32 protein-coding genes are annotated in these 26992 nt (G+C 64.3%); 29 read left to right on the forward strand and 3 right to left on the reverse strand.

The window, feature by feature from the left end; all coding sequences use genetic code 11:
• Positions 1-141 precede the first annotated feature (141 nt).
• Entirely contained in the window at positions 142-1050 is a 909-nt protein-coding gene (locus tag ABIB78_RS25075; RefSeq protein ID WP_429029266.1) for a heme o synthase, read from the forward strand.
• 250 nt (positions 1051-1300) lie between these two features.
• Here ABIB78_RS25075 and ABIB78_RS25080 read toward each other — a convergent pair whose 3' ends face one another.
• Positions 1301-2182: a LysR substrate-binding domain-containing protein gene (locus ABIB78_RS25080; protein ID WP_429029267.1), complete on the reverse strand. Its 882-nt coding sequence runs from the start codon at positions 2180-2182 to the stop codon at positions 1301-1303.
• 180 nt (positions 2183-2362) lie between these two features.
• Between ABIB78_RS25080 and ABIB78_RS25085 the strand changes: the two genes are divergently transcribed.
• The 22 genes from ABIB78_RS25085 (at position 2363) to ABIB78_RS25190 (ending at position 21522) form a co-directional block, all read left to right on the forward strand.
• Positions 2363-2824, forward strand: coding sequence for a (2Fe-2S)-binding protein (locus ABIB78_RS25085; RefSeq protein WP_429029268.1), 462 nt, complete (start codon positions 2363-2365; stop codon positions 2822-2824).
• 3 nt (positions 2825-2827) lie between these two features.
• Positions 2828-5008, forward strand: coding sequence for a molybdopterin cofactor-binding domain-containing protein (locus ABIB78_RS25090; protein ID WP_429029269.1), 2181 nt, complete (start codon positions 2828-2830; stop codon positions 5006-5008).
• A gap of 291 nt (positions 5009-5299) precedes the next feature.
• Positions 5300-5857: a sigma-70 family RNA polymerase sigma factor gene (locus ABIB78_RS25095; protein WP_429029270.1), complete on the forward strand. Its 558-nt coding sequence runs from the start codon at positions 5300-5302 to the stop codon at positions 5855-5857.
• Positions 5854-6495, forward strand: a complete 642-nt coding sequence (locus ABIB78_RS25100; protein ID WP_429029271.1) for an NrsF family protein — start codon at positions 5854-5856, stop codon at positions 6493-6495. Before ABIB78_RS25095 ends, ABIB78_RS25100 begins: the two co-directional genes overlap by 4 nt.
• Positions 6496-6580: 85 nt before the next feature.
• Positions 6581-6889, forward strand: a complete 309-nt coding sequence (locus ABIB78_RS25105) for a hypothetical protein (RefSeq protein WP_429029272.1) — start codon at positions 6581-6583, stop codon at positions 6887-6889.
• Between the two features lie 138 nt (positions 6890-7027).
• A complete protein-coding gene (locus ABIB78_RS25110) occupies positions 7028-7363 on the forward strand; it encodes a hypothetical protein (protein WP_429029273.1) in 336 nt (111 codons plus the stop codon).
• Positions 7364-7463: 100 nt separating this feature from the next.
• On the forward strand, positions 7464-7871 hold the full coding sequence (locus tag ABIB78_RS25115) for a FixH family protein (RefSeq protein ID WP_429029388.1): 408 nt from the start codon (positions 7464-7466) through the stop codon (positions 7869-7871).
• A complete protein-coding gene (locus ABIB78_RS25120; protein ID WP_429029274.1) occupies positions 7868-9316 on the forward strand; it encodes an efflux RND transporter periplasmic adaptor subunit in 1449 nt (482 codons plus the stop codon). The genes ABIB78_RS25115 and ABIB78_RS25120 overlap by 4 nt, the downstream gene beginning before the upstream one ends.
• Positions 9313-12498 carry an efflux RND transporter permease subunit gene (locus ABIB78_RS25125; protein WP_429029275.1) on the forward strand — a complete coding sequence of 1062 codons (3186 nt, stop codon included), beginning with the start codon at positions 9313-9315 and terminating at the stop codon, positions 12496-12498. The genes ABIB78_RS25120 and ABIB78_RS25125 overlap by 4 nt, the downstream gene beginning before the upstream one ends.
• 138 nt (positions 12499-12636) lie before the next feature.
• Positions 12637-13353: a c-type cytochrome gene (locus tag ABIB78_RS25130; RefSeq protein ID WP_429029276.1), complete on the forward strand. Its 717-nt coding sequence runs from the start codon at positions 12637-12639 to the stop codon at positions 13351-13353.
• Positions 13354-13544: 191 nt separating this feature from the next.
• Complete coding sequence (locus tag ABIB78_RS25135) at positions 13545-13700, forward strand: hypothetical protein (protein WP_429029277.1); 156 nt, start codon at positions 13545-13547, stop codon at positions 13698-13700.
• 137 nt (positions 13701-13837) lie between these two features.
• Positions 13838-14302, forward strand: coding sequence for a hypothetical protein (locus ABIB78_RS25140; RefSeq protein ID WP_429029278.1), 465 nt, complete (start codon positions 13838-13840; stop codon positions 14300-14302).
• Between the two features lie 169 nt (positions 14303-14471).
• Positions 14472-14684, forward strand: coding sequence for a hypothetical protein (locus tag ABIB78_RS25145; RefSeq protein ID WP_429029279.1), 213 nt, complete (start codon positions 14472-14474; stop codon positions 14682-14684).
• A 9-nt stretch (positions 14685-14693) separates the two neighbouring features.
• Entirely contained in the window at positions 14694-16115 is a 1422-nt protein-coding gene (locus ABIB78_RS25150) for a TolC family protein (protein ID WP_429029280.1), read from the forward strand.
• Between the two features lie 13 nt (positions 16116-16128).
• Positions 16129-17484 (forward strand): multicopper oxidase family protein, encoded by a 1356-nt coding sequence (locus ABIB78_RS25155; protein ID WP_429029281.1) that lies wholly within the window; start codon positions 16129-16131, stop codon positions 17482-17484.
• 56 nt (positions 17485-17540) lie between these two features.
• Complete coding sequence (locus ABIB78_RS25160; protein WP_429029282.1) at positions 17541-18002, forward strand: cupredoxin domain-containing protein; 462 nt, start codon at positions 17541-17543, stop codon at positions 18000-18002.
• Between the two features lie 28 nt (positions 18003-18030).
• Positions 18031-18327 carry a copper-binding protein gene (locus ABIB78_RS25165; RefSeq protein WP_429029283.1) on the forward strand — a complete coding sequence of 99 codons (297 nt, stop codon included), beginning with the start codon at positions 18031-18033 and terminating at the stop codon, positions 18325-18327.
• 111 nt (positions 18328-18438) lie between these two features.
• Complete coding sequence (locus ABIB78_RS25170; protein WP_429029399.1) at positions 18439-18591, forward strand: hypothetical protein; 153 nt, start codon at positions 18439-18441, stop codon at positions 18589-18591.
• Positions 18548-19231 carry a cation transporter gene (locus tag ABIB78_RS25175; RefSeq protein WP_429029389.1) on the forward strand — a complete coding sequence of 228 codons (684 nt, stop codon included), beginning with the start codon at positions 18548-18550 and terminating at the stop codon, positions 19229-19231. Before ABIB78_RS25170 ends, ABIB78_RS25175 begins: the two co-directional genes overlap by 44 nt.
• Before the next feature lie 126 nt (positions 19232-19357).
• Positions 19358-19636, forward strand: a complete 279-nt coding sequence (locus tag ABIB78_RS25180) for a hypothetical protein (RefSeq protein ID WP_429029284.1) — start codon at positions 19358-19360, stop codon at positions 19634-19636.
• A gap of 241 nt (positions 19637-19877) precedes the next feature.
• Complete coding sequence (locus ABIB78_RS25185; protein ID WP_429029285.1) at positions 19878-20795, forward strand: MFS transporter; 918 nt, start codon at positions 19878-19880, stop codon at positions 20793-20795.
• Positions 20677-21522, forward strand: a complete 846-nt coding sequence (locus ABIB78_RS25190) for a DUF1932 domain-containing protein (protein ID WP_429029390.1) — start codon at positions 20677-20679, stop codon at positions 21520-21522. Before ABIB78_RS25185 ends, ABIB78_RS25190 begins: the two co-directional genes overlap by 119 nt.
• 90 nt (positions 21523-21612) lie before the next feature.
• Here the strand turns inward: ABIB78_RS25190 and ABIB78_RS25195 are convergent, their stop codons facing one another.
• A complete protein-coding gene (locus ABIB78_RS25195; RefSeq protein ID WP_429029286.1) occupies positions 21613-22173 on the reverse strand; it encodes a tetratricopeptide repeat protein in 561 nt (186 codons plus the stop codon).
• 287 nt (positions 22174-22460) lie between these two features.
• Here ABIB78_RS25195 and ABIB78_RS25200 point away from each other — a divergent pair, with 287 nt between their 5' ends.
• From ABIB78_RS25200 to ABIB78_RS25215, 4 genes are all read left to right on the forward strand, one after another.
• Positions 22461-22784: a His-rich protein BRANT gene (locus ABIB78_RS25200; RefSeq protein ID WP_429029287.1), complete on the forward strand. Its 324-nt coding sequence runs from the start codon at positions 22461-22463 to the stop codon at positions 22782-22784.
• Between the two features lie 228 nt (positions 22785-23012).
• Entirely contained in the window at positions 23013-23438 is a 426-nt protein-coding gene (locus ABIB78_RS25205; RefSeq protein WP_429029288.1) for a hypothetical protein, read from the forward strand.
• A 277-nt stretch (positions 23439-23715) separates the two neighbouring features.
• Entirely contained in the window at positions 23716-24432 is a 717-nt protein-coding gene (locus ABIB78_RS25210; RefSeq protein WP_429029289.1) for an outer membrane protein, read from the forward strand.
• A gap of 186 nt (positions 24433-24618) precedes the next feature.
• Positions 24619-24858: a hypothetical protein gene (locus tag ABIB78_RS25215; protein ID WP_429029290.1), complete on the forward strand. Its 240-nt coding sequence runs from the start codon at positions 24619-24621 to the stop codon at positions 24856-24858.
• Positions 24859-24916: 58 nt separating this feature from the next.
• Here ABIB78_RS25215 and ABIB78_RS25220 read toward each other — a convergent pair whose 3' ends face one another.
• The gene (locus ABIB78_RS25220) at positions 24917-25168 is read right to left on the reverse strand and encodes a hypothetical protein (protein ID WP_429029291.1); all 252 of its coding nucleotides are present in this window, start codon (positions 25166-25168) and stop codon (positions 24917-24919) included.
• A 543-nt stretch (positions 25169-25711) separates the two neighbouring features.
• Between ABIB78_RS25220 and ABIB78_RS25225 the strand changes: the two genes are divergently transcribed.
• Together ABIB78_RS25225 and ABIB78_RS25230 are read left to right on the forward strand one after the other, a co-directional pair.
• Positions 25712-26080, forward strand: a complete 369-nt coding sequence (locus ABIB78_RS25225) for a hypothetical protein (protein ID WP_429029292.1) — start codon at positions 25712-25714, stop codon at positions 26078-26080.
• The gene (locus tag ABIB78_RS25230; RefSeq protein WP_429029293.1) at positions 26077-26925 is read left to right on the forward strand and encodes an alpha/beta fold hydrolase; all 849 of its coding nucleotides are present in this window, start codon (positions 26077-26079) and stop codon (positions 26923-26925) included. The genes ABIB78_RS25225 and ABIB78_RS25230 overlap by 4 nt, the downstream gene beginning before the upstream one ends.
• Positions 26926-26992 lie beyond the last annotated feature (67 nt).

Consider the following 26992-nt stretch of genomic DNA (forward strand, 5'->3'; position numbering starts at 1 on the left):
TGCTTCCAAATTGGTCAGGCTTCCAAATTGCACCATGCAAGACCTCCTGGAGGCCAAGGACTTGCCACGTCGTCTAGGACTCTGCGAAGAAGGCCTTCAACCGAAGGCATTTGAGTATCGAACTGACGAGGAATCAATCTCGTGCAAATCAACCGTTCAATTCTTCGCCGGAGCTACACCAACATCGGAGACTACGTCGCACTGACGAAACCGCGCGTTATGTCGCTGGTCGTCTTTACCGCACTAGTCGGTCTTATGGTCGCACCAGGCGGCATCGATCCCGTCACCGGCGTCGTTGCTCTTTTTTGCATAGCTGCGGGAGCTGGCGCCGCAGGTGCGCTCAACATGTGGTACGACGCCGACATCGATGCGGTGATGGCGCGTACCGCCATCCGTCCAATTCCTAGCGGCCGTGTATCGCGCTCGGAAGCATTGGTGTTCGGATTGACGCTCGGCACGTGCGCCGTCGTGGCCCTGGGCACTTTGCTGAACATGGCCGCTGCCGCACTGCTTGCCTTCACAATTTTCTTCTACGTCGTCGTCTACACGATGTGGCTCAAACGCCGAACAGCGCAAAATATCGTCATTGGCGGTGCCGCCGGTGCACTCCCTCCGGTGATCGGCTGGGTTGCGGTCACCGGAAATGTTGGGCTCGAGCCGCTGACCCTGTTTCTAATCATCTTCCTTTGGACGCCACCCCACTTCTGGGCACTGTCGCTCAATCTTGCTGGAGAATATGCCCGCGCCGGTGTGCCGATGTTACCGGTCGTGGCCGGCAAGACCGAAACAAAGCGCCAGATTCTTCTCTATAGCGTGCTTTTGGCTCCGATCTCGCTGCTGCCTTGTGCACTGGGATTCGCGGGGGCCATCTATGGCGCGGCCGCGGCGATGCTGGGAGCGATCATGATTTTTCTCGCTTGGCAAGTGCGGCGGAGCCACGACAAGGAAAGGCGGCCTGCTCGTCGCCTGTTCGTGTTTTCGATGCTCTATCTGGTCCTTCTTTTTGGCGTGCTGCTGATGGATGCTGCACCCTACGCTCAGTCCCGCTAACTGGACGCATTCGATGCTAACCGGACGCATTCGAATCGACAGCCGTACGGCTTACCTCGAACTCTCCCCGGCGAGACTGGGTTTTTCTTCGCCCCCTTCGCAAGACGCTTTCGCGTTTTGCGAGCGGGCACCAGCCACCAGGGCGTCGGGACCACACGACTTCACCGTCCGCCTCGCGTGCGCTCGTCAGTCGCACGCCCGGCAAGGTGGTTGACAGGTTTTGCTGAATTGCCCGTCGGGTCAATTTGTCTCAGCCATAGGTCTCCACGATGAAGTCGATCAGGGCGCGGAGCTTCGGTGTCATCTTGCGGTTCTTCGGCCACAGGATCTGGCGCGCGCGGGCTTGCGTCGTGTAGTTCGGCAGCAGGACCTGTAGCCGTCCGGCGGCGATATCGTCGGCAAGCAGCTCGTCGCGCATCAGCACGATGCCCGCGCCCGCCAGCGCCGCATAGCGGATACCGAACGCGCTGTTGATGAAGAGGCGGCTCGCGACATCGACATGCACTTCGCCCTCCGGCCCGACGAAGGTCCATCGCTGCCCGTCCGACCAGCCGGGATAACGCAGGCACTCATGGCCGGTGAGATCCGCTGGATGGATCGGCGCGCCGCGTTCGGCGAGATAGCTCGGCGCGGCGCAAACCACGCCAGTATACGGCGACAGCGAGCGCGACATCATGGTGGAGTCGGTCAGGGTGCCGACCCGGATCGCGGCATCCAGTCCTTCCTCGAGCAGGTCGACCATCCTGTCGCTGAGGATGAGGTCGACCGAGACTTCCGGATATCTCTTCATGAAGCGGACGAGCGCGGGCGCCAGGCTGTACGACCCGAAGGCGACCGAGGTCGCGACCCGCAGCTTGCCGCGCGGCGCGCTGAGGGCCTCCTCGACCAGCGCATCGCCAGCCTCGGCCTGCTCCAGCAATTGCTTGCAATGATCGAGATAGCTGCGGCCGAGTTCGGTGAGGCCCTGCCGCCGGGTGGACCGGTTGATCAATTGTGAGCCGAGCCGGTCCTCGAGAAAACGGATATGCTTGCCGATCATGGTCGGTGACATCCGCAGCTCTTTGGCCGCCGCGGTGAAGGAGCCGAGATCGGCGACGCGGGCGAACACGGACATGCTGGTCAGTCGGTCCATGATTATAAACCAATGGTTATTTCACTACGGATCGATCCGCCGCTTATAGGGCCTTGGAATTGTATTTATTACCATAAGTGAGCAATCGGCGCGATGGTGCGCGCGATTGCTTTGAAATTTGGCCGGTTGTGCCCGGAGGGGCGGGACCCTGTGGCCTCGAACCAGGACAGGAGTGTCAGGATGCCTTTCCAGATCACCATCAATGGGACCAGTCATTCGGTCGACGCCGACGGCGATACGCCGCTGCTGTGGGTGCTGCGCGACGTGCTCGGCATGACCGGCACCAAGTTCGGCTGCGGCATGGCGCTGTGCGGCGCCTGCACGGTGCATCTCGATGATACCGCGGTGCGCTCCTGCATCACGACGATCGACAGCATCGGCGACTCCAGGATTACGACCATCGAGGCGGTCGGCAAGACGCCGGCGGGCAAGAAGATCCAGGACGCCTGGCTCGCGCATGAGGTGCCGCAATGCGGCTACTGCCAATCCGGTCAGATCATGTCGGCCTCCGCTTTGCTCGTGAGCAAGCCGAAGCCGACCGACGCCGATATCGATGACGCGATGTCGGGCAACATCTGCCGCTGCGGGACGTATGTCCGCATTCGCGAAGCCATCAAGCAAGCCGCGCAGTCGGGAGGTTGAGCCATGAGGCTGACGCACAACATTACCGAACGCCCCGCCGCCGATCTGTCGCGGCGCAACTTCCTCCGCGCCAGCGCGATCGCAGGCGGCGGCCTGCTGCTCAGCGTGAGCCTACCGTTTGCCAGCGGCGAGAGCGAGGCTGCGGCTTCCGGTCAGTTCGCGCCGAATGCCTTCATCCGGATCGGCGGCGACGGCAAGGTCGTGCTGACCATGCCCTATGTCGAGATGGGGCAGGGCACCTACACCTCGATCCCGATGCTGATCGCCGAGGAGCTCGAGATCGGCCTGAAGCAGGTGCAGCTCGAGCACGCGCCGCCGAGCGATAAGCTCTATGCCAACCCGCTGCTCGGAGTGCAGGCCACCGGCAATTCGAATGCGATGCGCGGCGCCTGGCAGCCGATGCGGAAAGCCGGCGCCACCGCGAAAGCGATGCTGGTCGCAGCCGCGGCGAAGCGCTGGACCGTCGATGCTGCCTCCTGTCGCGCCGAGAACGGCGAGGTGCATCACGTCGCCTCGGGACGCAGCCTCGGCTACGGCGCGCTTGCGGCTGATGCAGCGGGCATGCCGATCCCGGCGGATGTCACGCTGAAGAGCCCGGCCGATTTCAAGCTGATCGGCACGCCGGCCAAGCGGCTCGATACGCCCTCCAAGATCAACGGCTCGGCGCTCTACGGCATCGACGCGCGGCCGCCGGGCGTGAAGGTCGCGACGCTGGCGCAGTCGCCGGTGTTCGGCGGCCGGGTGAAGCGTGTGGATGATACGGCGGCAAGAGCCGTCAAGGGCGTGCGCCAGATCGTGACGCTCGATGATGCAGTCGCCGTGGTGGCCGATCACATGGGAGCGGCCAAGAAAGGTCTCGCGGCGCTCACGATCGAATGGGACGAGGGGCCCCATGCCAAGCTCGCCACGGCAGACATCGCGCGCGAGCTCGAAGCCGCCACCGCGAAGCCCGGCACGGTCGCGCAAAATATCGGCGACGCCGACAAGGCGATGGCGGGCGCAGCGACGAAAGTCGAAGCGACCTATCAGCTGCCGTTCCTCGCCCACGCCACGATGGAGCCGATGAACTGCACCGTGCACATGCGCCCCGATGGTTGCGAGATCTGGGTCGGCAGCCAGGTGCTCTCGCGTGCCCAGGCGGTGGCCGCGAAGGTGCTGGACCTGCCGCCGGAGAGGGTGGTGGTGCACAATCACCTGCTCGGCGGCGGATTTGGCCGCAGGCTCGAGGTCGATGGTGTGATTCGCGCCGTGCAGATCGCGAAGCAGGTCGATGCGCCGGTCAAGGTGGTGTGGACTCGCGAAGAGGACATCCAGCACGACATGTACCGGCCGTACTGGTTCGACCGGATTTCGGTCGGACTCGATGCAGCCGGCAAGCCGGTAGCCTGGAACAACCGTTTCGCCGGCTCGTCGGTGCTCGCGCGGTGGGCGCCGCCGGCGTTCCGCAATGGTCTCGACCCCGACACCACAGAGGGCGCGATCAATCTCGTCTATGACATTCCGAACTTCCACGTGGAATATGTCCGGGTCGAGCCGCCCGGTATTCCGACCGCGTTCTGGCGCAGCGTCGGGCCCTCGCACAACGTGTTCGTCACCGAAAGCGTGATCGACGAACTGGCTGCGGCTGCGAAGCAGGATCCGGTCGACTACCGCAAGGCGCTGCTCGGCAAGTCGCCGCGCGCCAAGGCGGCACTCGAGCTTGCGGCAGCCAAGGCCGGCTGGGGCGGGAAGCTGCCGGCGGGGCAGGGCCGCGGCGTGTCGCTGCAATTCGTGTTCGGCAGCTACCTCGCGCAAATTGCCGAGGTGGAGGTAGCCAAGGACGGTTCAGTCCGCGTCCACCGCGTCGTCTGCGCAATGGACTGCGGCACCGTCGTCAATCCCGACACGGTGCAGGCTCAGCTTCAAAGCGGCATCAATTTCGGCGTCACCGCGGCGCTGTATGGCGAGATCACGCTCAAGGACGGACGCATCGAGCAGAGCAATTTCGACAGCTACCAAATGCTGCGCATCGATCAGGCCCCGGCCATCGAGGTCCATATCGTTCCGAGCACGGAGTCGCCCGGCGGCATGGGCGAGACGGGGACATCGGGAATCGTGCCTGCGATCAGCAATGCGATCTTCGCGGCGACCGGCAAGCGGCTGCGAAAGATGCCGGTCGATGCTGCACTGTTGAAACAGACATGACCGATTGAAAGGTGCCAGGGCTGCGCTCCCCGCATCGCGGGGAGCTTTGGCACGCGCAGGCTTCGCGTTCTCGCGGCGTGATGCACCCGAGGTCTGCCCTCAAGTCCGCCCTCAGGGATCGCGCCGGCAGGCAGTTGCCGAAAACGAGCTGTTCCAGACTGGTGAACCCGCAAACCGCCGCCGACAGGCGAATCGAGCCGAACCCGTAGCGGCATCGCAGATATTCGTCGTCCGGCCGATCGCGGTGTAACCAAACCAGCTGCGTGAGCGAACCAGACTATAGAACGCTGCATGACGATCGTGGAGAATGAACTCAAGGCACTGATGCTTGCCAGCCAGGACGGCGATGCGGCGGCTCACCGGGCGTTGCTGGAGCGCCTGAGCCGGCATTTGCGCGCCTATTACAAGAGTAAGCTTGCGAGGACCGGCCGCAGCGCGGCGGAGGCTGAGGACCTGGTGCAGGAGGCTGTGTTGGCGATTCATCTCCAGCGGCACACCTACGACCCTGCACAGCCGTTGACACCCTGGGTGCACGCGGTCGCGCGCTACAAGCTGATCGATTTCCTGCGTCGAACACGGGCCTCGCGCGCCGACGTGCCGATCGATGAGGCCGACGACATCACGGCGCATGACGATCACATCGGCGCCGAGAGCAGCTTTGACGTCAGGCGGTTGCTCAAGCAATTGCCGGCGAACATGCAGTGCGCCATCGCGGCCGTCAAGCTCGATGGATTGAGCATCGCCGAAGCGGCGCAGCGGTGTGGCATGTCGGCATCCGGTGTGAAGGTCAGCATTCATCGCGGGCTGAAGGCCCTGGCCGCGTTGATCGCTCGGAGGACGGAGCCATGAAGACGGACGAACTGATCGCGGTTCTCAGCAACCATGTCGAGCCGGTCGATCGCCGGCTGGTCGGCCGGAGCGTCGCTATCGCGCTTGGGCTGGGGCTGGTGGTCGCACTTGGCCTCGTGCTCGTGGGGCTTGGTGTCCGCGCCGACCTGACCACGCCGCGTGCCGTGACCTTTCTCTTCCTGAAGCTCGCATTTGCGTTCGGCACTGTCGGCGCGGCGTCGATCCATCTGACCCGGCTGGTGCGGCCGGGCGGTGAGCGAAAGGTCTCGCTTGGACTTGCTGCACTACCGTTCGCGGCGATCATGCTGCTCGCCGCCATCAGCCTCGGACAGGCGCCCAGCTCCCACTGGGACAGGATGGTCATGGGAGACCAATGGCTCGAGTGCCTCATCTCCGTTCCGATCATCGCGATCGTGCCGTTTGCCGTGGTCATCTGGGCAGTCAGAAGGGCGGCGCCGACCAATCTGGTGCGGGCGGGGGCATTCGCCGGCCTCGTCGCAGGTGGTGTGAGCGCTGTCGGCTATGCACTCCACTGCACCGATGACTCGTTGCCCTTTGTCGCGCTGTGGTACGGCGGCACGATCGTGCTGTGCACACTCGCAGGCGCGGCACTGGGACCACGGCTGCTGCGCTGGTGAAAGGCAGAGATCAGACCTTCACGTCGGCGTGAGCCTGTAACCGGGGAAATGTTGGCTCCGAACTCATGATCAGAAGCGCAAATGAATGCGCTTCAGGAAAATGATGGAGCCGATGATGTCGGTCAACAAATGCCTTCTTGCCTTCTCAATCCTCGCGCCGCTTGTGGTGGCATCGGCAACCGCGCAAGCGGGCCTGACAGCCTCCGACAGGAGATACTTGCCCAATGAGGTCGCAGAAACGGCACCGGCGGGTGGGGTTGCCGCGCAGCGCGACCCGATGTCTGCGTTCGGCTATGATCAGGGAGCGGTGCGCTTGGAGCCGATGAATGTTCCGCATGCTGCTGCTGCTGCCGGGACGCCGTGGCGCTATCACGGCGGTCCGAAGTCTCAATAGGCGCCACGTGCGGGCGCCAGGCCGGGATGAACGATTAACCACCCAATCTCTCGCTGGTGCACTTGTGAACAGGGTGCCCTTTTCAGCACCCGTCCTTTGTGAGACTGTCGCAAGATGAATGTTCGCCAATTGTTCAGATTGCTGCTCGCCGTCCTTGTGACGGCAAGCCTGACAATTGCGCCGCTGGCTACGCCCGCGGCGGCCGGATCTTCGATGACCGGTATGAGCCAGATGGCGGACACGTCGGATATGGCGGCTGATATGCCGTGCTGCCCCGACAAGCAGAAGAGCAATGATTGCCGGGATTGTCCGCTGGTTGCGATTTGCATGTTGAAGGTCCTGCATTCGGGACCATCGGCCCTTGGCCTCGCCGTGCGGCCGTCGACGCACCTGCAATTGCAGCCGCATGACGATCTGGCCGCTGACGGGCTGGTCCGTCCGCCTCCCGACCATCCTCCTCGACATTTGGTCTGACTGGCGCCGCAGGGCGCAAGTTGCTGCCGCGCGACCTTGGGCGCGCGGACGTCCCATGCCGCGCAAGCGGCAGACCAAATCCAATCGAGGAATGAAACGAATGACGTCGTTCAGTACGTCGCGTGCCGTAGGGGCCGCGCTCATCGGCCTGGCGCTGACAGGCACCGCTAACGTCGCGCTCGCCGACATCAAGGACTACGAATTCCAGCTCGTCGACCAGACCGTTCAGGCTGGTCCGGACAAAGTTGTCACCGTCCGGCTCATAAACAGGAAGACCGGCAAAGCCGTGCCTGACGCGGTCATCTTCTCGACCCGGCTCGACATGGCGCCCGACGGCATGCAGGAGATGGCCACCAAGGTCACGCCGATGCCGGGGACCGAACCTGGGACCTATCGGTTCAAGGCGACCTTCGGCATGGCCGGGCGCTGGCAGCTCTCGCTCGGTGCGAAGGTGCAGGGCGAGACCGGCACGGTCGAAAGCAAGCTCGTCGTCACGGCCGGGAAATGAACCGGCTCGCTCTGGCAGGCGCTGCCGCTGCGATCGTCGCAGCGGCAAGCGTCGCATATGTCGGTCGCGGTCTGCCGCCATGGCCGGGCGCAAATCTCGCTGCCTCTGCCGCGCAAGCTGCGGAAGCCGGCGCGCCGATCTATTTCCGCGATCCGGACGGCAAGCCATCTTACTCGCTGACGCCGAAGAAGACGTCTGACGGCCGCGACTACCGCCCCGTCGCTGCCGGCGCCGATATCAGCTTTGACGAGCCGGAATCACCAATGGCGATGCCGGCGTCCGACGCCAAGCCCGAGCGCAAGGTCAAATACTATCGCAACCCGATGGGCCTTCCCGACACCTCGCCGGTGCCGAAGAAGGATTCCATGGGGATGGACTACATCGCGGTCTACGACGGCGAAGACAGCGACGACGGGTCGATCACGCTGTCGCCAGGAAAAATCCAGCGCACCGGTGTCAAATCGGAGGTGGCGCAGCTGCGCCGCATCCGCACGCTGGTCCGCGCACCCGGCACGGTCCAGCTCGACGAACGTCGCGTCTCCGTGATCGCGATGCGCGCCGAGAGTTATGTGCAGAAAGTCGCCGACGTCACGACCGGCAGCCGGGTGACAAAGGGGCAGCCGTTGATGGAGGTCTACAGCCCGGCGGTGTCGTCCGCGGCGGCCGAATATGTCGCGACCATGACCTCGAAGGCGATCGCAAATATCGAGCCCTACGGGCGCGGCTCCAAACAGCGGCTGACCAATCTCGACGTTCCCGAGGCGGTCATCGCCGAGATGGAGAAGAGCCGCACGGTCCCGATCGCGATCCCGTGGTCGTCGCCGCGCGACGGCATCGTGCTGCAGCGTGCCGCCATCGAGGGCATGCGCGCGCAGCCGGGTGACGTGCTGTTCCGGGTCGCAGATGTGTCGATGGTGTGGGCACTGGTCGATGTCGCCGAGCGCGATCTCGGCAATATCGTGCTCGGCCAGAAGGTCACCGTGCGGGCGCGCAGCTATCCCGGCCGGACGTTCGCGGGCCAGATCAGCATGATCTATCCCCAGGTCAACAAGGAGACGCGCACTGCGCGGGTACGGATCGAACTGGAGAATCCCGATCTCGCGCTGCTTCCCGATATGTATGTCGACGCCGAGATCGACACCGGCAGCGCAGCGCCGGTGCTCACGGTGGCCGACAATTCCATCCTCGACACCGGGAGCCGTCAGACCGTGCTGCTCGACCGCGGCAATGGACGGTTCGAACCGCGCGAGGTCAAGCTCGGGCGGCGCGGTGACGGCTATGTCGAGATCCGCGACGGAATTGCCGAGGGCGACGCGGTGGTGACATCAGCGACCTTCCTGATTGATGCCGAAAGCAATCTGAAGGCGGCGATCAAGGGCTTTGCCGAAGCCGGCGCCAAGCAGGCGGCGGGCGAGGGCGAGATGATGGATGGAGGCAAGCCATGATTGCCCGCGTCATCGCCTGGTCGGCGCGCAATCTGCTGCTGGTGTTGTTCGGCACCGGCTTCGCGGCGGCCGCGGGTCTCTACGCGCTGCTGCATCTGCCCCTCGACGCGATCCCCGATCTCTCCGACACCCAGGTCATCGTCTACACCGAATATCCCGGCCAGGCGCCGCAGGTGATCGAGGACCAGGTCACCTATCCCCTGACCACGGCGATGCTGACGGTGCCGAAGTCCAAGGTCGTCCGCGGCTTTTCGTTCTTCGGCGTCTCCTTCGTCTATGTCATCTTCGAGGACGGCACCGACATCTACTGGGCGCGCTCGCGCGTGCTCGAATTCCTCAACAGCGCAGCGTCTCGGCTCCCGGCAGGCGTGTCGCCGACCATCGGTCCCGATGCGACCGGGGTCGGCTGGGTCTACCAATATGCCGTGATGTCGAAGGAGCTGAACCTCGCCGACACCCGGACTATCCAGGACTGGAACCTGAAATTTGCGCTCGCCAGGGCCGAAGGCGTGGCCGAGGTGGCGAGCGTCGGCGGTTTCGTCAAGCAGTACAATGTGATCCTCGATCCGCAGCGGATGCGCGACCGCGGCATCACCATGCAGCGGATGCGCGATGCGATCCGCGCCAGCAATGCCGATGTCGGTGGCCGCACCGTCGAGCTCTCCGAGTTCGAATACGTCATCCGCGGCAAGGGCTATCTGAAGGACATCAACGACCTCGGCAATATCGTGCTGAAGACCGACAACGGCACGCCGGTGCTGCTGCGCGACATCGCCCGCGTCGAGCTCGGCCCCGACGAGCGGCGCGGCATCGCCGAGCTCAACGGCGAGGGCGAGGTGGCCAGTGGCATCGTGCTGCAACGCTTCGGCGTGAACGCGCTCGACGTGATCGAGAACGTCAAGAGACGCTTCAAGGAGATCGCGACCAGCCTGCCGAAGTCGGTCGAGATCGTGCCGGTCTATGACCGATCCAACCTGATCTATGCGGCGATCGAGACGCTGAAGCGCACGCTGTTCGAGGAGAGCGTCGTGGTCGCGCTGGTCTGCATCGTGTTCCTGCTGCATGTGCGCAGCGCGCTGGTCGCGATCCTGATGCTGCCGGTCGGCGTGCTGATGGCGTTCGGCGCGATGAAGTTTTTCGGGATCGGCTCCAACATCATGAGCCTCGGCGGCATCGCGATCGCGATCGGCGCCATGATCGATGCGGCGATCGTGATGATCGAGAACGCGCACAAGCATCTGGAACGCGCTAAGCCCGATCAGTCGCGGATCTCGATCCTGATCGAGGCCGCGGCCGAGGTGGGACCGGCGCTGTTCTTCAGCCTGCTCATCATCACCGTGTCGTTCATGCCGATCTTCACGCTGGAATCCCAGGAGGGGCGGCTGTTCTCGCCGCTGGCCTTCACCAAGACGTTTGCGATGGCGGCGGCGGCGCTGCTATCGGTGACGCTGGTGCCGGCGCTGATGGTGGTCTTCGTCCGCGGCAGGATCGTTCCCGAGCACAAGAATCCGATCAACCGTTTCCTGATCTGGATCTACCGTCCGGTGATCCACGGCGTGTTGCGGGCCAAAACGCTGGTGATCCTGCTCGCGCTCGGCGCCATCGCCGTCTCGATCTGGCCGGCGCGGCAACTCGGCACCGAGTTCATGCCTGACCTCAACGAGGGCACGCTGCTTTATATGCCGACAACGCTTCCGGGCATCTCGGTGACCAAGGCGTCGGAATTGATGCAGACTCAGAACCGGATCATCAAGCGCTTCCCGGAGGTCGCCTCGGTCTATGGCAAGGCCGGACGCGCCGCCACCGCAACCGATCCGGCGCCGTCGGAGATGTTCGAGACCGTCGTCAATCTCAAGCCGAAGGAGAAATGGCGCAAGGGCGTCACCATCGAGAGCCTGATCGCCGAGATGGACAAGGCGCTGCAATTCCCCGGCGTCTCGAACGCCTGGACGATGCCGATCAAGGCCCGCATCGACATGCTCTCGACCGGCATCCGCACGCCTGTCGGGGTCAAGGTGATCGGTCCCGATCTTGCCGTGATCGACAAGCTGGCGCGCCAGGTCGAGCAGGTGCTCAAGACGGTGCCCGGCACCTCGTCGGCCTATGCCGAGCGCAGCCTCGGCGGCTACTATCTCGAGATCACGCCGAACCGCGAGGCGCTGTCGCGCTATGGCATCGCGGTGCAGGACGTGCAGGACACGATCGCGACCGCGCTCGGCGGCCAGAGCGTGACCACGACGGTGGAGGGGCGGCAGCGCTTCACCGTCAACATGCGCTATCCGCGCGACCTGCGCGACAATCCGGGCGCGATCGCAAGCGACATCCTGGTGCCGATGCCGGCCGGTGGCGCCGTGCCGCTCGGCGAGGTCGCCAACGTCACGCCGGCGCGTGGGCCGAGCTCGATCCGGACGGAGAACGGGCAGCTCGCGACCTACATCTATGTCGATATCCGCGATCGCGATCTCGGTGGCTACGTCGCCGACGCGCAGCGCGCGGTGCAGGCCAGCGTGCCGTTTCCGCCGGGCACCTATCTGGTCTGGAGCGGGCAATACGAATATCTCGAGCGCGCCGCCGCGCGACTCAAGATCGTGGTGCCCGTGACGCTTTCGATCATCTTCCTGCTGCTTTACCTCAACTTCCGCTCGGTGGCGGAGACCATGATCGTGATGCTGTCGCTGCCGTTCGCGCTGGTCGGCGGGCTCTGGCTGATGTGGGCGCTCGGCTTCAACCTGTCGGTTGCGGTCGCGGTCGGCTTTATCGCGCTCGCCGGCGTCGCCGCCGAGACCGGCGTCGTGATGCTGATCTATCTCAATCAAGCGCTAGCGGAAGTCAGGCAGCGTCGCGCCGGCCAGGGGGAGGCGTTGAACCAGACCGATCTCCGCGAGGCTATTATGGAGGGTGCGGTTGAGCGCGTCCGGCCGAAAATGATGACGGTGGTTGCCATCATGGCGGGACTGCTGCCGATCATGTGGAGCACCGGGACCGGCTCCGAGATCATGCAGCGCATCGCGGTGCCGATGATCGGCGGCATGATCTCGTCGACCTTGCTCACACTGATCGTGATCCCGGCGATCTTTGGGCTGGTCAAGGGGTTCCGTTTGCCTCCTGCGGGAAAACCACGACCGCCGGCAAAGGCGAAATCGATTGTAGCGAAAGTGAGAGAGCCAGAGCCAGCCGGATGAGGTGATCCATGATGCACGACATGATGCCGGGAATGATGTGGGGCATGGGCCTGATCGGTGTACTCATTGTCGTGGTCCTGATTCTGGCGGCCGCGGCTTTGGTCAAATATCTCCGTTCCTGAAGACCAGGAGGCCATAATGAAGCCCTGTCGAATTGCGGTACTCGCGACTCTTGCTCTTGTATCGCCGGTGTTGGCTCAGAGCGGCGATCCGTCACGTGGGCAACAGGATTTTCAGGCTTGCGTGCCGTGTCATTCGCTTGAACCCGACCGCAACATGACCGGGCCGAGCCTTGCAAGTCTCTGGGGGCGCAAGGCCGGAAGCCTGCCGAGTTTCGACCGCTACTCCGACGCGCTAAAAGCTTCGGGGATCATTTGGGACAACCGCTCGCTGGATGCCTGGTTGACCGATTCGCAACGCATGGTGCCGGACAATGAGATGCCGTTCGAAGGGATCAAGGATTCACGCGTTCGCTCGGATCTGTTGGCGTTCCTCGATAAGGCTACCAAGCCGGGGGCCGCGCCGGAGCGAGCTGCCGAAAATCGCATGAAGGGGATGGGCGGCATGATGGGAGGTATGATGGGCGGCAATCGTGCTCGCAATCTGAAGACCCTGGAGCCCGGACAGCGCGTGACGGGTATCACGCACTGCCGAGATACCTATGTCGTGATCACTGCCGACGGTAAGACGCGCCATTTCTGGGAACGCAATCTGCGTCTGATGACGGATTCCAGCCAGGAGGGCCCACAGAGCGGAGCGCCAGCAATTGTCCCCGCAGGAATGTTGGGCGACCGTGCGAACGTGATCTTCGCGGCTCCCGAGGAGATCAACAGGACTATCGAAGGACGGTGCTGATTTTCGAACCGTTGCAGTGGGCGCGGAGCGCAAGGCCCGGATTGGCGCAGTTCCGCGTGGACGGGCTTGAAGCAGCTGCATCGGCCGCCGTATCCTGTTTCTGGAAGGACGACCAATGAACGATTGCTGCGAGCAGAAGACGCCCTAATGCTGCGCGCCACCGCCGCTACACCGGCACCGGCTCGGAGATCATGCGGCGCATCGCGGTGCCGATGATCGGCATGATCTCGTCGACGTTGCTGACGCTGATCGTGATTCCCGCGATCCTCGCCGTCGTGAACGGCATCGAGCTTCGGGCGAGGGTGTCGGAATGGGAGGTCGCGGTGCGCAAGGAGGCGCAATCGTGATCGGGACAGGCGCGTGTTTGCAGCGTCAAACTGGATTGAATGATACCCTGAGGGGGTATATACGGTAGCGGTTTGCGGTGGGCTGATTTGCGGTTAGGTTGCGGCCAGGCGAGTTCGGAGCGGTCAGGCGGGTGTTGGTGCGATTGACGAGATCGGGACGGGTGCGGGCGGGATGTTTCATCATCCTGGCCTATCTGTTTTGTGTCCTCGCGCCGTCCTTTGCGCTCGCGTTCGGGGCACCGTTTCCGTGCCTGACCGACGAGGTCCAGCCGGTCGCCGCGGCGGATGTGCACGAGGCGTCGATGCCCGTGTCAATGTCAATGGCGCATACCGAAGGTGTCTCGCACGATCATGCCGCCCGCGATCACGACGGCATGCACACGCATCAGGCGGCCGATGCCGCTGAACCGCCTGCGAAGCACAGCCACGACGGCAAGAATTCGTCGGGGCCTTGCTGCGCGATGATGTGCGTGTCGGCGCTTCCGGCCGATGTTCCATTCGTCGCCGGTCCCCTGCATCTGATCGCGACCCGTCTCGCCGAGGCCTATCAGAGCCTGCGGAGCGAGGCGCCTGCGCGGCTCTATCGTCCCCCCATCGCCTGATCATCGCTGACATCGTGGCTGCGCAGCGCGCTCGCGTGCGCATGCCTGTTACTCATCTGATGATCGGGACAGATCCATGTTTTCGCATCTCGGGGCGAGGCTCGCCGCCGTGGCCACCAGGTGTGGCCGGCGCGCGCTACCCATATTGTTGCCGCGGATGGCCGCCGCCATGGTCGCGTCTGCGTCGCTCGCCGGCTGCATGGCCGATGGCCGCCCGGTCGCCGTCGCAGGCGATCCTGCAAATCCGGCGGCGGGCAGGGCCAGCGTCGGCTATCGCTCGACGATCGCGCCCTACAGCAGCATGCGTCCGTCGACGCCGCTGCCCTGGCGTGAGCGCAACGACGGTGTGACGCCGCCGGCCAACTCGAAGTCGCATCGGTAGGAGCGCGCCATGCGACATCAGGCCATCGCGCCGATCCTGCTGCTGACGTCCGCTCTTGCTGGATGCGCGTCGTTCTCGCCGGACAGCGGCATGGGCGTCGTCTCCGAGGTGACCGCGCAGGCGATCGGCAAGGACGTCGCCTTCGTTCGTTCCGCGGACCAGGCCACCACCGTGGACGCCGCGGTGAGGCGGCTGCTCGCGCGCAACCTGACGGCGGATGCCGCCGTCCAGCTCGCACTATTGAACAACAAGGGCCTGCAGGCCGCCTATAACGAGCTGGCGCTGGCGGAGACGGACCTCGTCGCCGACAGCCTGCCGCCGAACCCGACCTTCTCAGCCTCTCACATTGCAGGAAACGGCGCCAGCGAGGTCGAGCGGCAGGTCGTCGGCGACATCCTAGCGTTGGCAACGCTTCCGGCCCGCTCCGAAATCGCGCGCGAGCGTTTTCGGCAGGCGCAGCTGAAGGTCGCGCTCGCCACCTTGCGGCTCGCTGCCGAGGTTCGGCGCGCCTATGTCGGGGCGGTCGCCGCGAACGAGACGGTCGCGCTGCTGACGGACGCGAAGGCGACCGCCGAGTCGACCGCGCAACTCGCCAAAAAGCTCGGCGAGACCGGCGCGATGAACAAGCTCGACCAGGCGCGTGAGCAAGTGTTCTACGCCGAGATCACGGCCGACCTCGCCGGCGCGCGACAGAATGCGGCGAGCTCGCGTGAGCGGCTGGCGCGCCTCCTGGGAGTGTGGGACGGCGATCTCGGCTTCCGGATTCCGAGCGGGCTGCCGCCACTGCCGAAGCGGCCGCTGGAGCAGCCAGCAATCGAGGCCGCCGCGGTCGGTCATCGCGTCGATCTGCAGATTGCGCGGATGGAGATCGTCACGCTCGCCAGGGCGCTCGATCTCACCGAGGCGACGCGCTTCGTCACCCTGCTCGACGTTGCCGGCATCGACAAGCGCACCCACGACCCCGAAGCTCCGCCGTTCAAGGAGCGCGGCTTCGACGTTCAGTTCCAGATTCCGATCTTCGACGGCGGTGAGGTGCGCGTACGACAGGCGGCCGAGACCTACCGGCAGGCGATGAACCGCCTGACCGAGAAAGCCATCAACGTCCGCTCCGAGGCGCGCGATGCCTACCGCGTCTACCGCTCCAGCTTCGACATCGCGAGCCACTACCAGCGCGAGGTACTGCCGCTGCGGCAGATCATCACCGAGGAGATGCGCCTGCGCTTCTCCAGCATGCAGGTCGATGTGTTCGCGCTTCTCACCGAAGCGCGGCAGCGCGTCGCCTCGCTGCGCGCGGCGATCGACGCCAAACGCGACTTCTGGCTGGCGCAATCCAATCTGCAGACCGCGATCAACGGCGGCGGCGCTGCGGGTGCGCCATCGACACCATCCGCCATCGCCTCGACCGCACAGCCCGCGGCTGGCGATCATTGAACGGAGACAACGAATGTTCTCACGACGTGGATTTCTAGGCACCGCCGCGCTGGTCACGGCAAGTGCGGTCAGCGGCCGCGTCCAGGCGGCCAGCATTCCTGAGGCGCCGACCATGGACAAGGCCGTGATGCAGCCGCCGCTGCATCCGGCGAGCGGGCCCGACTACCGGCCCGTCGTCACGCTCAACGGCTGGTCGCTGCCGTGGCGGATGAACGGCGACTGGAAGGAATTCCATCTCGTCGCAGAGCCGGTGCTGCGCGAGTTTGCTGACGGCATGAAGGCCAATCTCTGGGGCTACAACGGCCAGGCGCCGGGGCCGACCATCGAGGCGGTCGAGGGCGACAAGGTCCGCATCTTCGTCACCAACAAGTTGCCGGAGCACACCACGGTGCACTGGCACGGCATGATCGTGCCCAGCGGCATGGATGGCGTCGGCGGCCTCAGCCAGCCGCACATCAAGCCGGGCAAGACCTTCGTCTACGAGTTCGAGATGAAGAACAGCGGAACCTTCATGTACCACCCGCATTCCGACGAGATGGTGCAGATGGCGATGGGCATGATGGGCATGTTCATCGTGCACCCGCGCGATCCGGCGTTCCGCCCGGTCGATCGCGACTTCGTCTTCATCATGAGCAGCTATCTCATCGATCCCGGCACCTATCTGCCGAAGGTCAACGAGATGACCGACTTCAACATGTGGACCTGGAACAGCCGCGTCTATCCCGGCATCGATCCGATGGCGATCCGGCTCGGCGACAGGATCCGCGTGCGCATCGGCAATCTGACGATGACCAATCATCCGATCCATGTGCACGGGCACAATTTCGCGGTGACCTGCACCGACGGCGGCTGGGTGCCGGAGCGCGCGCAATATCCGGAGACGACCACCGACGTGCCGGTCGGTGCCGTCCGAGCGTTCGACATGCTCGCCGACAATCCCGGCGACTGGGCGTTCCACTGCCACAAGTCGCACCACACCATGAACGCGATGGGCCACGACATGCGCAATTTCATCGGCGTGTCGCGCAACGATCTGGCGAAGGCGGTCGGCAAGCTCGCGCCCGATGCCATGGTGATGGGATCGACCGGGATGGCAATGGGCAACATGGAGATGCCCGCGCCCGACAACACGCTGCCGATGATGACCGGAAGCGGACAATTCGGGCCGATCGAGATGGGCGGCATGTTCACGGTGATGAGGATTCGCGAGGGGCTCGGTCGTGACGATTACGCCGACCCCGGTCCCTACAAATATCCGCCGGGCTCCGTTGCCTATGAGGTCGACGCGCCAGCCGCCGAGCCCGCGCGTCCGCCGCCGGCCGCTCCCGAGCGAAAGGCCAAGCCATCGATGAAGGGAATGAAGATGTAGCGGATCAACGCGTCATCCCACGAAGAGTGCGCATCAAATACGGAATGGAGAATCCAATGAGTCACCTTACAAAGGCCGTCATCGCGCTCGTTGCGCTGTCGGTCACCGCGGCGCCGTCGCGTGGTCACGAAAAACACGGTCACGAATCCTATTCGGCCGGCGAGCCCGGCGAGCCCAGCAAGCCGTCGCGCACGGTCGAGGTCGAGATGAAGGAGATGGAGTTCACGCCGTTCCGCATCGAGGTCAAGCGCGGCGAACAGATCCGCTTCGTGATCCATAACGCCGGCACCGAGGATCACGAATTCCTGCTCGCGACCACCGAAGAGAATTTGAAGCATGCCGACGTGATGAAGAAGCATCCGCACATGGAGCATGCCGATCCGAACGGCGTCCGCCTCGCGCCCAAGAAGAGCGCGGAGATCGTTTGGAAGTTCACCAAGGCCGGAACGTTCGAATATTCGTGCCTGATCCCCGATCACCGCGACTACGGGATGACCGGCCGCGTCATCGTGAAATGAAACCGCAACGAGAGAAAGGACAACAATGATGAACAGGATTATCCGGATTGCAGGTGCCACGATGCTGGCGATGACCCTGGGAGCGGCGTTTGCACAGGGCGCGGCGATCAATGGCGAGGTCAAGAAGATCGACGAGGGCGCGGGCAAGATCACGCTCAAGCACGGCCCGGCCAAGAGCCTTGGCATGGATGAGCCGATGACGATGGTCTACCGGGTCAAGGATCCCGCGCTGCTCAAGCAGGTCAAGGTCGGCGACAAGGTCAAGTTCGAAGCCCAGGAGGGCGACGGCGGCTACACCGTTACCACGATCCAGAAGGCGAAGTGAGGCGCCGGCCCGCGTGACCTGGTTGGGCTGCCGGCTGACACGCGGCTGGCAGCCCCTCGGACCGCACGGCATAATCGCCAGAACAGAGCTGTTCCAGACGGATCGGCTTGAATGCGCTATGCGGGCGGCTTTATCCTGTTGTCTGGAAGGACGACCAATGAACGCTTGCTGCGAGCAGAAGACGCCCGATTGCTGCGGGCCGCCGCCGCTGACCCTGCCAATGAAAGCTGGGATGCGGGCAATGGACCGCAATCGCGCGGCTGACGCATGCTGCTCGGGTGGCGTTCCGGTCTTTGACGGTCTCGATCCCAGATACAAACGCGTGCTCTGGACAGTCATCGGCATCAATGGTGCGATGTTCCTGACCGAGATGATCGCGGGTCAGCTTGCCGGATCGCAGGCGCTCAAGGCCGATGCGCTCGACTTCCTTGCCGATACGGTCACCTATGGATTGAGCCTTGCCGTGATCGGCGCCGGCCTGCGCACGCGCGCCGCCGCGGCGCTATTGAAGGGCACTTCGCTAAGCCTGATGGCGCTGTGGGTACTCGGCTCGACCGTCTACCAGGCCTTGGTGCTGGGTGTTCCAAAGGCCGAAGTGATGGGCGCAATCGGCACCTTGGCGCTCGCGGCGAATCTGTCGTCCGTTCTGCTCCTGCTGCCTTACAAGAACGGCGACGCCAATGTCCGCTCGGTCTGGCTCTGCTCGCGCAACGATGCGATCGGAAATCTCATCGTGATGATGGCCGCTCTCGGCGTGTGGGGAACGGCCACCGCCTGGCCCGATCTTGCGGTCGCTGCCGTGATGGCAGTGATATTCCTCACCTCGTCGGTGCAAATCCTGCGGCAGGCATGGACCGAGTATCGCGAGGCGGCGCTGCGCAGTCCGACGGCAGCGCCTGGCTGATTGAGCTGCCAGAGGCGGGGCAGGGCACAAGAATTCGCCTTGCATTTACCTTAAAAGATAGCCCCGGGGGAACGTCCGTGGCAGCGGCGCGTTGCTGTGCATAATTCGTGCGCAGAAGGGCCCTCCATGACAGTCAACGCGGCAATACTGATGGCGGCATTGGTGCTGTCTGGAACCGTGTTGGCGCAGAGCTCCGGTCCTTCGGCCGGTTCAGCGGGGGCCGGGCAGGCCGCCAACGTGACCACTACCGGTCAGTCGCTGAACAACAACAAGAAGACCGGAGACAGCGGCCCGCCGATCGAGAAGGCTGCGCGCCCGGCGAAGCCGGATGCCGGCACTCCGGGCAGCACGGTCGGCGCCAGCCGTCCGCAAAAGCCCGACCGGCGCCTCGAGCATTACCCGTAATCGCCATCCGTAACTATCGGTTATCTCTGGGATCTCTTGGAGACCTCCTGGGGATCTCGCCGCGCCCGAACCCGGATCGGGCGGCGCCGGTCATGATATCGTCATGCCACGTCGGTTAGCCAAAGCGTTTGGTTGAAACGCGGTGGGCGGCAACGGCGGTGGCGGACCGGGCACGGTTCCTGGGAATGGACAGGCAGATCGCCGGAGTCCTGCTCGTGCTTGCGATTGCGCAGTTGTTCGGGTGGGGGGCCTCGGCCTGCCGGCGATCGTCGGCAACCGGATCGCAGCCGACCTCCAGATCGCCCCTCCGACCGTCTTTGCGGGCAGCTCGATCCTCTATGTGACGATGGGCCTATGCGGGCCGCTGCTGGCGGGGCCGTTCCGCCGCGTCGGCGCCCGGCACGTCATGATGATTGGCACCGTGATCGCCGCGCTCGGCTTCGTCATGCTGGCCTGCGCCCCTGAGGCAGTGCTGTACTTCATCGCCTGGATGGTCCTCGGTGCCGCCGGAAGCGCCGCGCTGAGCACGGCCGCCTACATTATGCTGAACGAGGTGGCCGGGCGGAACGCGAAGGGCGCGATCGGCGCGCTTATGCTGGTCACCGGACTTTCCAGCAGCATCTTCTGGCCGACGACGGCATTCCTCGCCGAGGCCGTGGGCTGGCGCGGTACCTGTCTGGTCTATGCCGTGGCGATGATCCTCGTCTGCCTGCCGCTCTACACGTTCGGGCTGCCGCGCCGGGCAACCGGCAAAGCCGAAGCAACATCCTCGTCGGCCGGCGCGGCCGCGCCGCCGCGGGCGGGCAGGGGGACGTTCCTTCTAGTGGTCGCGGCGCGGCGCGAGGTCGCGATCACCGCGGGACCTAGGATGGGTCGACCGTGTGCTCCACCCATCCTGGACCTTCTTGCATGCAGCGATGTCAGGCATGCATCTTGCTTCGCACGAGCTGCGCAGTCGCATGACGCATGGGATTGCCATGACCCAACAGACAATCGGCTTTGTCGGCTTCGGAGAAGCGGCCCGGTGCTTCGCTGCACATCTGACGGGCAAGGGTGTTCCGGCGCCGCTGGTGTTTTGCGAGGGAAAGACCAACCGTCCACCCTATTCGGAAGCTTTCCGGGGTCTCGCCGCCACGCACGGCGTCGAGCTGGCGGATAGCCTGCAGGAGCTTATGGCGCGTGCCGACGTCGTGTTTTCGGCGGTCGTGGTCGCAACCGCGGTATCGGTCGGTCAATCGATTGCCGCTCTGGTCCGGCCGGGGATGCTGGTGGTCGACGTCAACGCCTCCACGCCGAGGGCCAAGCGCCTGGTCGGCAATGCCGTCTCGGCGAACGGTGGCAGTTTCGTCGATGCCAATCTGATGGGCGCAGTCAGCATCTACGGCGCGGCGGTGCCGCTGTACTGCTCGGGCGATGGCGCTGAGCGCTTCGCCGCATTGTTCGCGCCCTTGGGCTTCACGATCGAGCATGCCGGTCCCGAGGCGGGCACGGCGGCCGCGGTGAAGATGCTGCGCAGCGTGGTGACGAAGGGCATGGAGGCGCTGATTGTGGAGGCGCTGACCGCCGCCTCGCTCGCGGGGGTTCGTAGCGAAGCGCTGCGCGGCATTTGCGAACCGATGGACGCGACGCGCTACAGCACGTTCGTCGACATGTGCGTGCGCACCGACGTCCTGCACGCCGAGCGCCGCGCGGTCGAAATGGATGGCGTTGCGGAAGGACTGCGCGAGATCGGCCTGCAACCCATCATGACAGAAGCGACCGCCGCGCGGCTCAGGACATCGGCGCGGCTCGGCCTGCGCGATGATTTCGCGGCGCGCCAGACCTACAGCGCCGCCGACGTGCTCGACGCATATGCTGCGAGAATGGCCGATCGGTCACACCCGTAGCTCGCAGCCGTTGGCTCACCCATCCTGCGGCAGCAAAAAGCCGGCGCAGTCGTCGTGACTGCGCCGGCTTGATAGGCCGCGTGCCTTAACTCAGTAGACGAGGCCGGTGCCCGGGGGCTTTTCCAGCGCTGCGGCGAGCGAGCGGTATTCGTCGCTGTTGGTGCCGGCGAGCTGGGCGATGCGGTTCAGATGGTATTGCGCCTGATCGCGATTGCCCTGTTCGACCTGCCAGAGGCCGTAATACTGCCAGGTGCGCACATGGGCCGGGTCGGCCTTGAGCGCGCGCTCGTACCAGACCTGCGAGACCTTGTAGTCGCCGAGCTTGCGATAGGAGTAGCCGATCAGGTTGGCGACATCGGCGCGGTCGTCCTGACCGAGCGCCTTCAGCTGCTCGATCGCGGCGGTATAGTCGTGCTTGTCGTAGATCGTGGCGTAGGCGGCGTGATAGCTGGCCAGGAACTTCTGATCATCGATCGCGGAGCTCTTGTCCTTCTTCGCCTTCTTGCCCTTGCTGCTGCCGCTGTCGGACGCCGGCGGCGAGGGATTGTCGCTGCCTGCGGCGTAGGCCGAGATGACCGGCCCGGCGACGAGCGTCGTCGAGAGCACTGCGAGGCCCAAAAATTTCCAAAGAGACTTCGGCGTCTTGCTCATTCCTGGTTGCTCCTGATCGTTCCTGATCGTGCTCGGCAATCCTACACCGAGGCCTGCTGACTTGAACACCCAGGGCTGTAGAACATTCCCGGCCGATCCCACGATTGCGTGATCCCCGCAATCGGCCGGCCAGCGCGGGCAACATGACAAAGATGTCATTCACATGAATGAATTCCGTCAGGGTCCTTCAGAACGGGTTCAGTGCGCGGCTCCTAAGGTCACGTGCATTGATCGGTGAGGCCGACCATCCGGCCGGAGACCTCTCGATCCCGCAGAGGAGGACCACCATGCTGAAGACGATTTCCGCCGCGCTGCTCGCCGTGTCCGTGATCGCGGCGCCCGCGCTCGCCACTGAGTCCGGCAAGGCCGCAACGCCCGCGCCGGCGACCACGACCGCCCCGGCCAGCAAGGCCGCGCCTGTCATCAAGAGCGAGCAGCTGCCGTCGAAGGCGCGCAACGCCAATGCCAAGATGGGTCACCAAGAGCACTATCGCCATCACCGCCACCACAAGCACATGGGCATGCTGAAGGTGAAGGCGCCGAAGCATGCGACCAAGCACGTCCACGCGAAGGTCGCGATCAAGCACGTCGCGCCGGCCAAGCGCGGCTGAACCTGATCCGAGGGGCGTAGTTCGATCCACATTGCCCCGCTGCGCCCTTGGGATGCAGAACCGGCCCGTCCGTCCATTGCTTCCCCAATGGCGGCGGGCCGGAGTGCGTTCGGGCTTCAGTTGGGACCCGGTCGCCCCGGCGCCCAGGCCTCGCTGGGATAACCGAGTTGCGAATTCCCCGCCGAGCGGTCTATGAGACGCGACCGGGGACTCATGGAACAGCGACGGTTGGCGATTTCAGCGAAACTGGCGGCGATCCTGCTGCTCTCGATTCCGCTCGCCGGCTGCCTCACCAGCGATGACAGCAGCGGTCCGACCACCTTCACGGATGATCGCGGCGTCGCCAACCAGCCGTTTCCGGACCGGTACCGAGACCAGATCCTCGCCTTCATGCGGACTTATCTGAACAACCCGGTCGGGGTCCGCGAGGCTGCGATCGCCGAGCCGGCGCAGCGCACGGTGGGCGGCCGGCTGCGCTACGTGGTGTGCCTGCGCTACAGCGCGAAGGATACAGACGGTAATTACCGGCCGGCCCGGGAGCGCGGTGTCCTGTTCGTCGACGGCCGGCTCGACCGCGTCCTCGACAACGCCGCCGAGCCCTGCGCCGGCGCGTCCTACGCGCCGTTTCCGGATCTGGAAAAGATGTCGCGCTGAAGCGCGTGGCGGCTTGCCGCAACCTGATCGAATCCTTAGCGAACTCCGATCACTTTTCGGGGAGCATTGAACTTCACCTTAGCCGTTTGCGACTTACATACAGCCGAAATGCGGCTGTTTAACCGGTGAAAAAACCTACTGTGCCAAGGAACAAACGGGCGTTGTTGCGACCCTGTCACAGCTCGGAAACATCACAGGTCGGGCATTGCCCCAAAGCAACCTAATTGATGTCACGTTGTTTGGCTTAACAGCGCAGCGTTAGTAACGGGGATCAGAGATGAAGAAGTTTTTGCTCGGCTCAGTCGCGCTGGCTGCTTTTGCGGGCCCGGCGTTCGCGGCTGACATGCCGGCCCGCACCTATACCAAGGCACCGCCGCCCTATACCGCACCCGCGGTCGTCTATAACTGGACCGGTTTCTATATCGGCGGCCATGTCGGCGGCGCGTTCACCGACGGCACCAACTTGATGGGCAGCGATGCGCGCTTCATGGGCGGCGTGCAGGGCGGCTTCGACTATCAGTTCGCCCCCAACTGGGTGATGGGTGTCGAGGCGCAATACTCCTGGCTGCCCAGTTCCTCGAACAATGGCGTGCTGTTCCCCGGCGGAACGCTGGTGACCGGCAACACCGACCAGCTCGGTTCGGTGACCGGCCGCCTCGGCTACACTTGGGGTCCGGCGCTGCTCTACGCCAAGGGCGGTTACGCCTGGCGCGACAACAACAACATCACGGCAACGGTCGGCGGCGTGCCGGCGGCGTTCACCACCGACAGCAACCACAAGGACGGCTATACGGTCGGTGCGGGCCTCGAATACATGTTCGCACCGAACTGGTCGGCCAAGGCCGAATACCAGTACTACAATTTCGGCAAGACCAACGTCACCAGCGGTCCGGCCGACATTGTCGGCGCGAGCTTCCGGAACGACGAGCATACCGTCAAACTCGGGGTCAACTACCGCTTCGGTTGGGGCGGCCCGGTCGGCTCCCGCTACTGATCGCGCGTTCGTTTCATCGAGATCGAAAGGCCGGCCCTCGGGTCGGCTTTTTTTGTTGGCCCGACGTTTGCTTGTTCAGCCGGTATTCACGCCTGATCGTGCAATGCAAATAATAATTCCTGCGTTGCACGGAACTTTCATCGTGATGCGTTATTATGCGATCGCCGGGCTGGTGGACAAACGAACATGCGTAGCTTTGCGTTAGGGCTGATTCTCTCTGCGGTCTCCGTGCCGTGCCTTGCCCAGACGATCCTCAAATCCGAACCCTTGGTCCTTGCGCCTTATGAGGTCGTGTTCGTGCAGGACTCGTCCTGCTCGGCCGGCAAGGTGCTCAAGGTGACCGGTGCGATCCGGGGTCTGCATCGGCGGAAGATCTGCGTCTCGCTCGCCGCCGAACAGGCCTCGCTGGCGACGGCGACGCCGTAGGGTGGGACGACCGCACCTGCAACCGGCCCGCCTGCGCTCGCCGGCCGACCTGCCGTCTTTAGTTCAATCGCGGCTCCAGACGCGCTTCGCGGTCGGCATCGGCTTTGTTCTTGACCGGATCCTCGTTCGGCTCGGGCTGGCACGGCCGGATCTCGTACTCATTATCCAGCACCGGACGGGGCGAAGACTTTTCCGCGTCAGAGACGGCATCCACCACCAGGCCGGATTTCTTGGCGAGCTTCCAGACGTCAGCCTCGGTCGGGTACGCCTTGCTGAGCTTGGCGTCTTGATAGAACAGCGCATACGGCATTCGTCGTTTCCCCAAACAACCGACAACGCCAGGGCCTGTCCCGGGTTTCAGGGCAGATCGCCGTCCGGATCACGGAGCCGTGAGCGGGGATCCGGGCAAGCATCTGAAAACATGAGTCATTTCGGACCTTTCGCCGGAGGGGCCTGAGTCCTTAATGGGCGGTAAACCCCGGAAAAAAGAATCCCCGGGACTCGTTGGATAGAATCGCCGGATGCTCCGAGGCATGAGAGCGATCCACCAGCCCCCCTACGAACGCGTGCAGCTCGCGCTTGCGGTTGCGCTGCTCGTAGCCTGCGCCGCGAACGTGGCGCTGGTCTGGTCCTGGCTTTAGGGAAAATTTGGCTTTAGGGAAATTTGGCTCATAGGGAAATTTGGCTTGGGGGCATTGGCTCCAGCCAAAATCCGTATGTAGCGGCCTGCGAAAACGCCGTGGCCGCGCGACGCCTGTAGCGATTGACGGCCCAGCCATTCCTTCCATCATTGCCGGCAGGACAAATGCCCGCTGCGGCCTGCGCGGACGGGTCGCTATAGGGGGGAGCGAACATGATGGAAACGCTGAAGGAACGGGTCAACGGCGACGCCGGCCTGGTGCGGCGCGGCCGCTATCTCACCACGACCTTCCTGCTCGAGATCGGAAAGACCAACTGGCTGATCGCGATCCATGAGGGCCGGATCGTCGCGGTGACGAAGGGCCCGTTCGTGATGCCGTCGTCGTCGTTCGCGCTGCGCACATCGGAGCAGGAGTGGGACAAGTTCTGCGAGCGGCGGCCGCCGCCGGGCTCAAACGACCTGATGGCGCTGATCAAGCGCCGCGTGCTGAAGGCCGAGGGTGAGCTGCAAATCTTCATGGCGAACCTGCGTTACTTCAAGGAGGCGCTCGGCAAGCTGCGTCGCGAGGGAGCCGCCGCATGAGCGCAAAATTCGAACCGATCATCGGCCGTTACATGCATCTCGAGCTGTCCGGTCGGGCGCACCGTCTCTATGTCGAGGAGGCGGGTGAGGGCACGCCGCTGCTCTGCCTGCACACCGCGGGCGCCGACGGGCGGCAATATCGCGGCCTGATGAACGATCCCCGCGTTACGCACAATCACCGCGTCATCGCCTTCGACATGCCCTGGCACGGCAAGTCGTCGCCGCCCCAGGGATGGCACGACGAGGAGTATCAACTCACCTCGGCGCAATACACGGCGACGATCCTGGCTGTGATGGACGCGCTCGGCCTCGAGCAGCCGATCGTGATCGGCTGCTCGATCGGCGGCCGGATCGCGCTGCATCTCGCGCTCGAGCATCCCGAGCGCTTCCGCGCCATCATCGGCCTACAGGCCGGCGCGCATGTCGATCCCTATTACGACCTGAATTTCCTGCACCGGCCGGATGTGCATGGCGGCGAGGTTGCCGCCGCCATCGTCTCGGGCCTGGTCGGGCCCGACGCGCCCGACAAGGAGAGGTGGGAGACACTGTGGCACTACATGCAGGGCGGGCCCGGCGTGTTCAAGGGCGACCTCTATTTCTACAAGATCGACGGCGATATCCGCTCCCGCGTCGCCGAGATCGACACCAAGCGTTGTCCGCTGTTCCTGCTGTCAGGCGAGTACGATTATTCCTGCACACCCGAGGAGACGCTGGCGGTCGCGAACAGCGTTGCCGGCAGCGAGGCCACCATTATGAAAGGCCTCGGCCATTTCCCGATGAGCGAGAACCCGGGCGAGTTCTTGAAGCATCTGTTGCCGGTGCTGGAGAAGATCGGCGGTCGCTAGAGGCAGCTGCTTTTGTGCTCGCGAGCGTAGCCGCGGTTTGGTCCTCGACCGCGGACGGTGCGGTATG

It is taken from the genome of Bradyrhizobium sp. I1.14.4 (genome assembly GCF_050435825.1).
GTDB lineage: Bacteria > Pseudomonadota > Alphaproteobacteria > Rhizobiales > Xanthobacteraceae > Bradyrhizobium.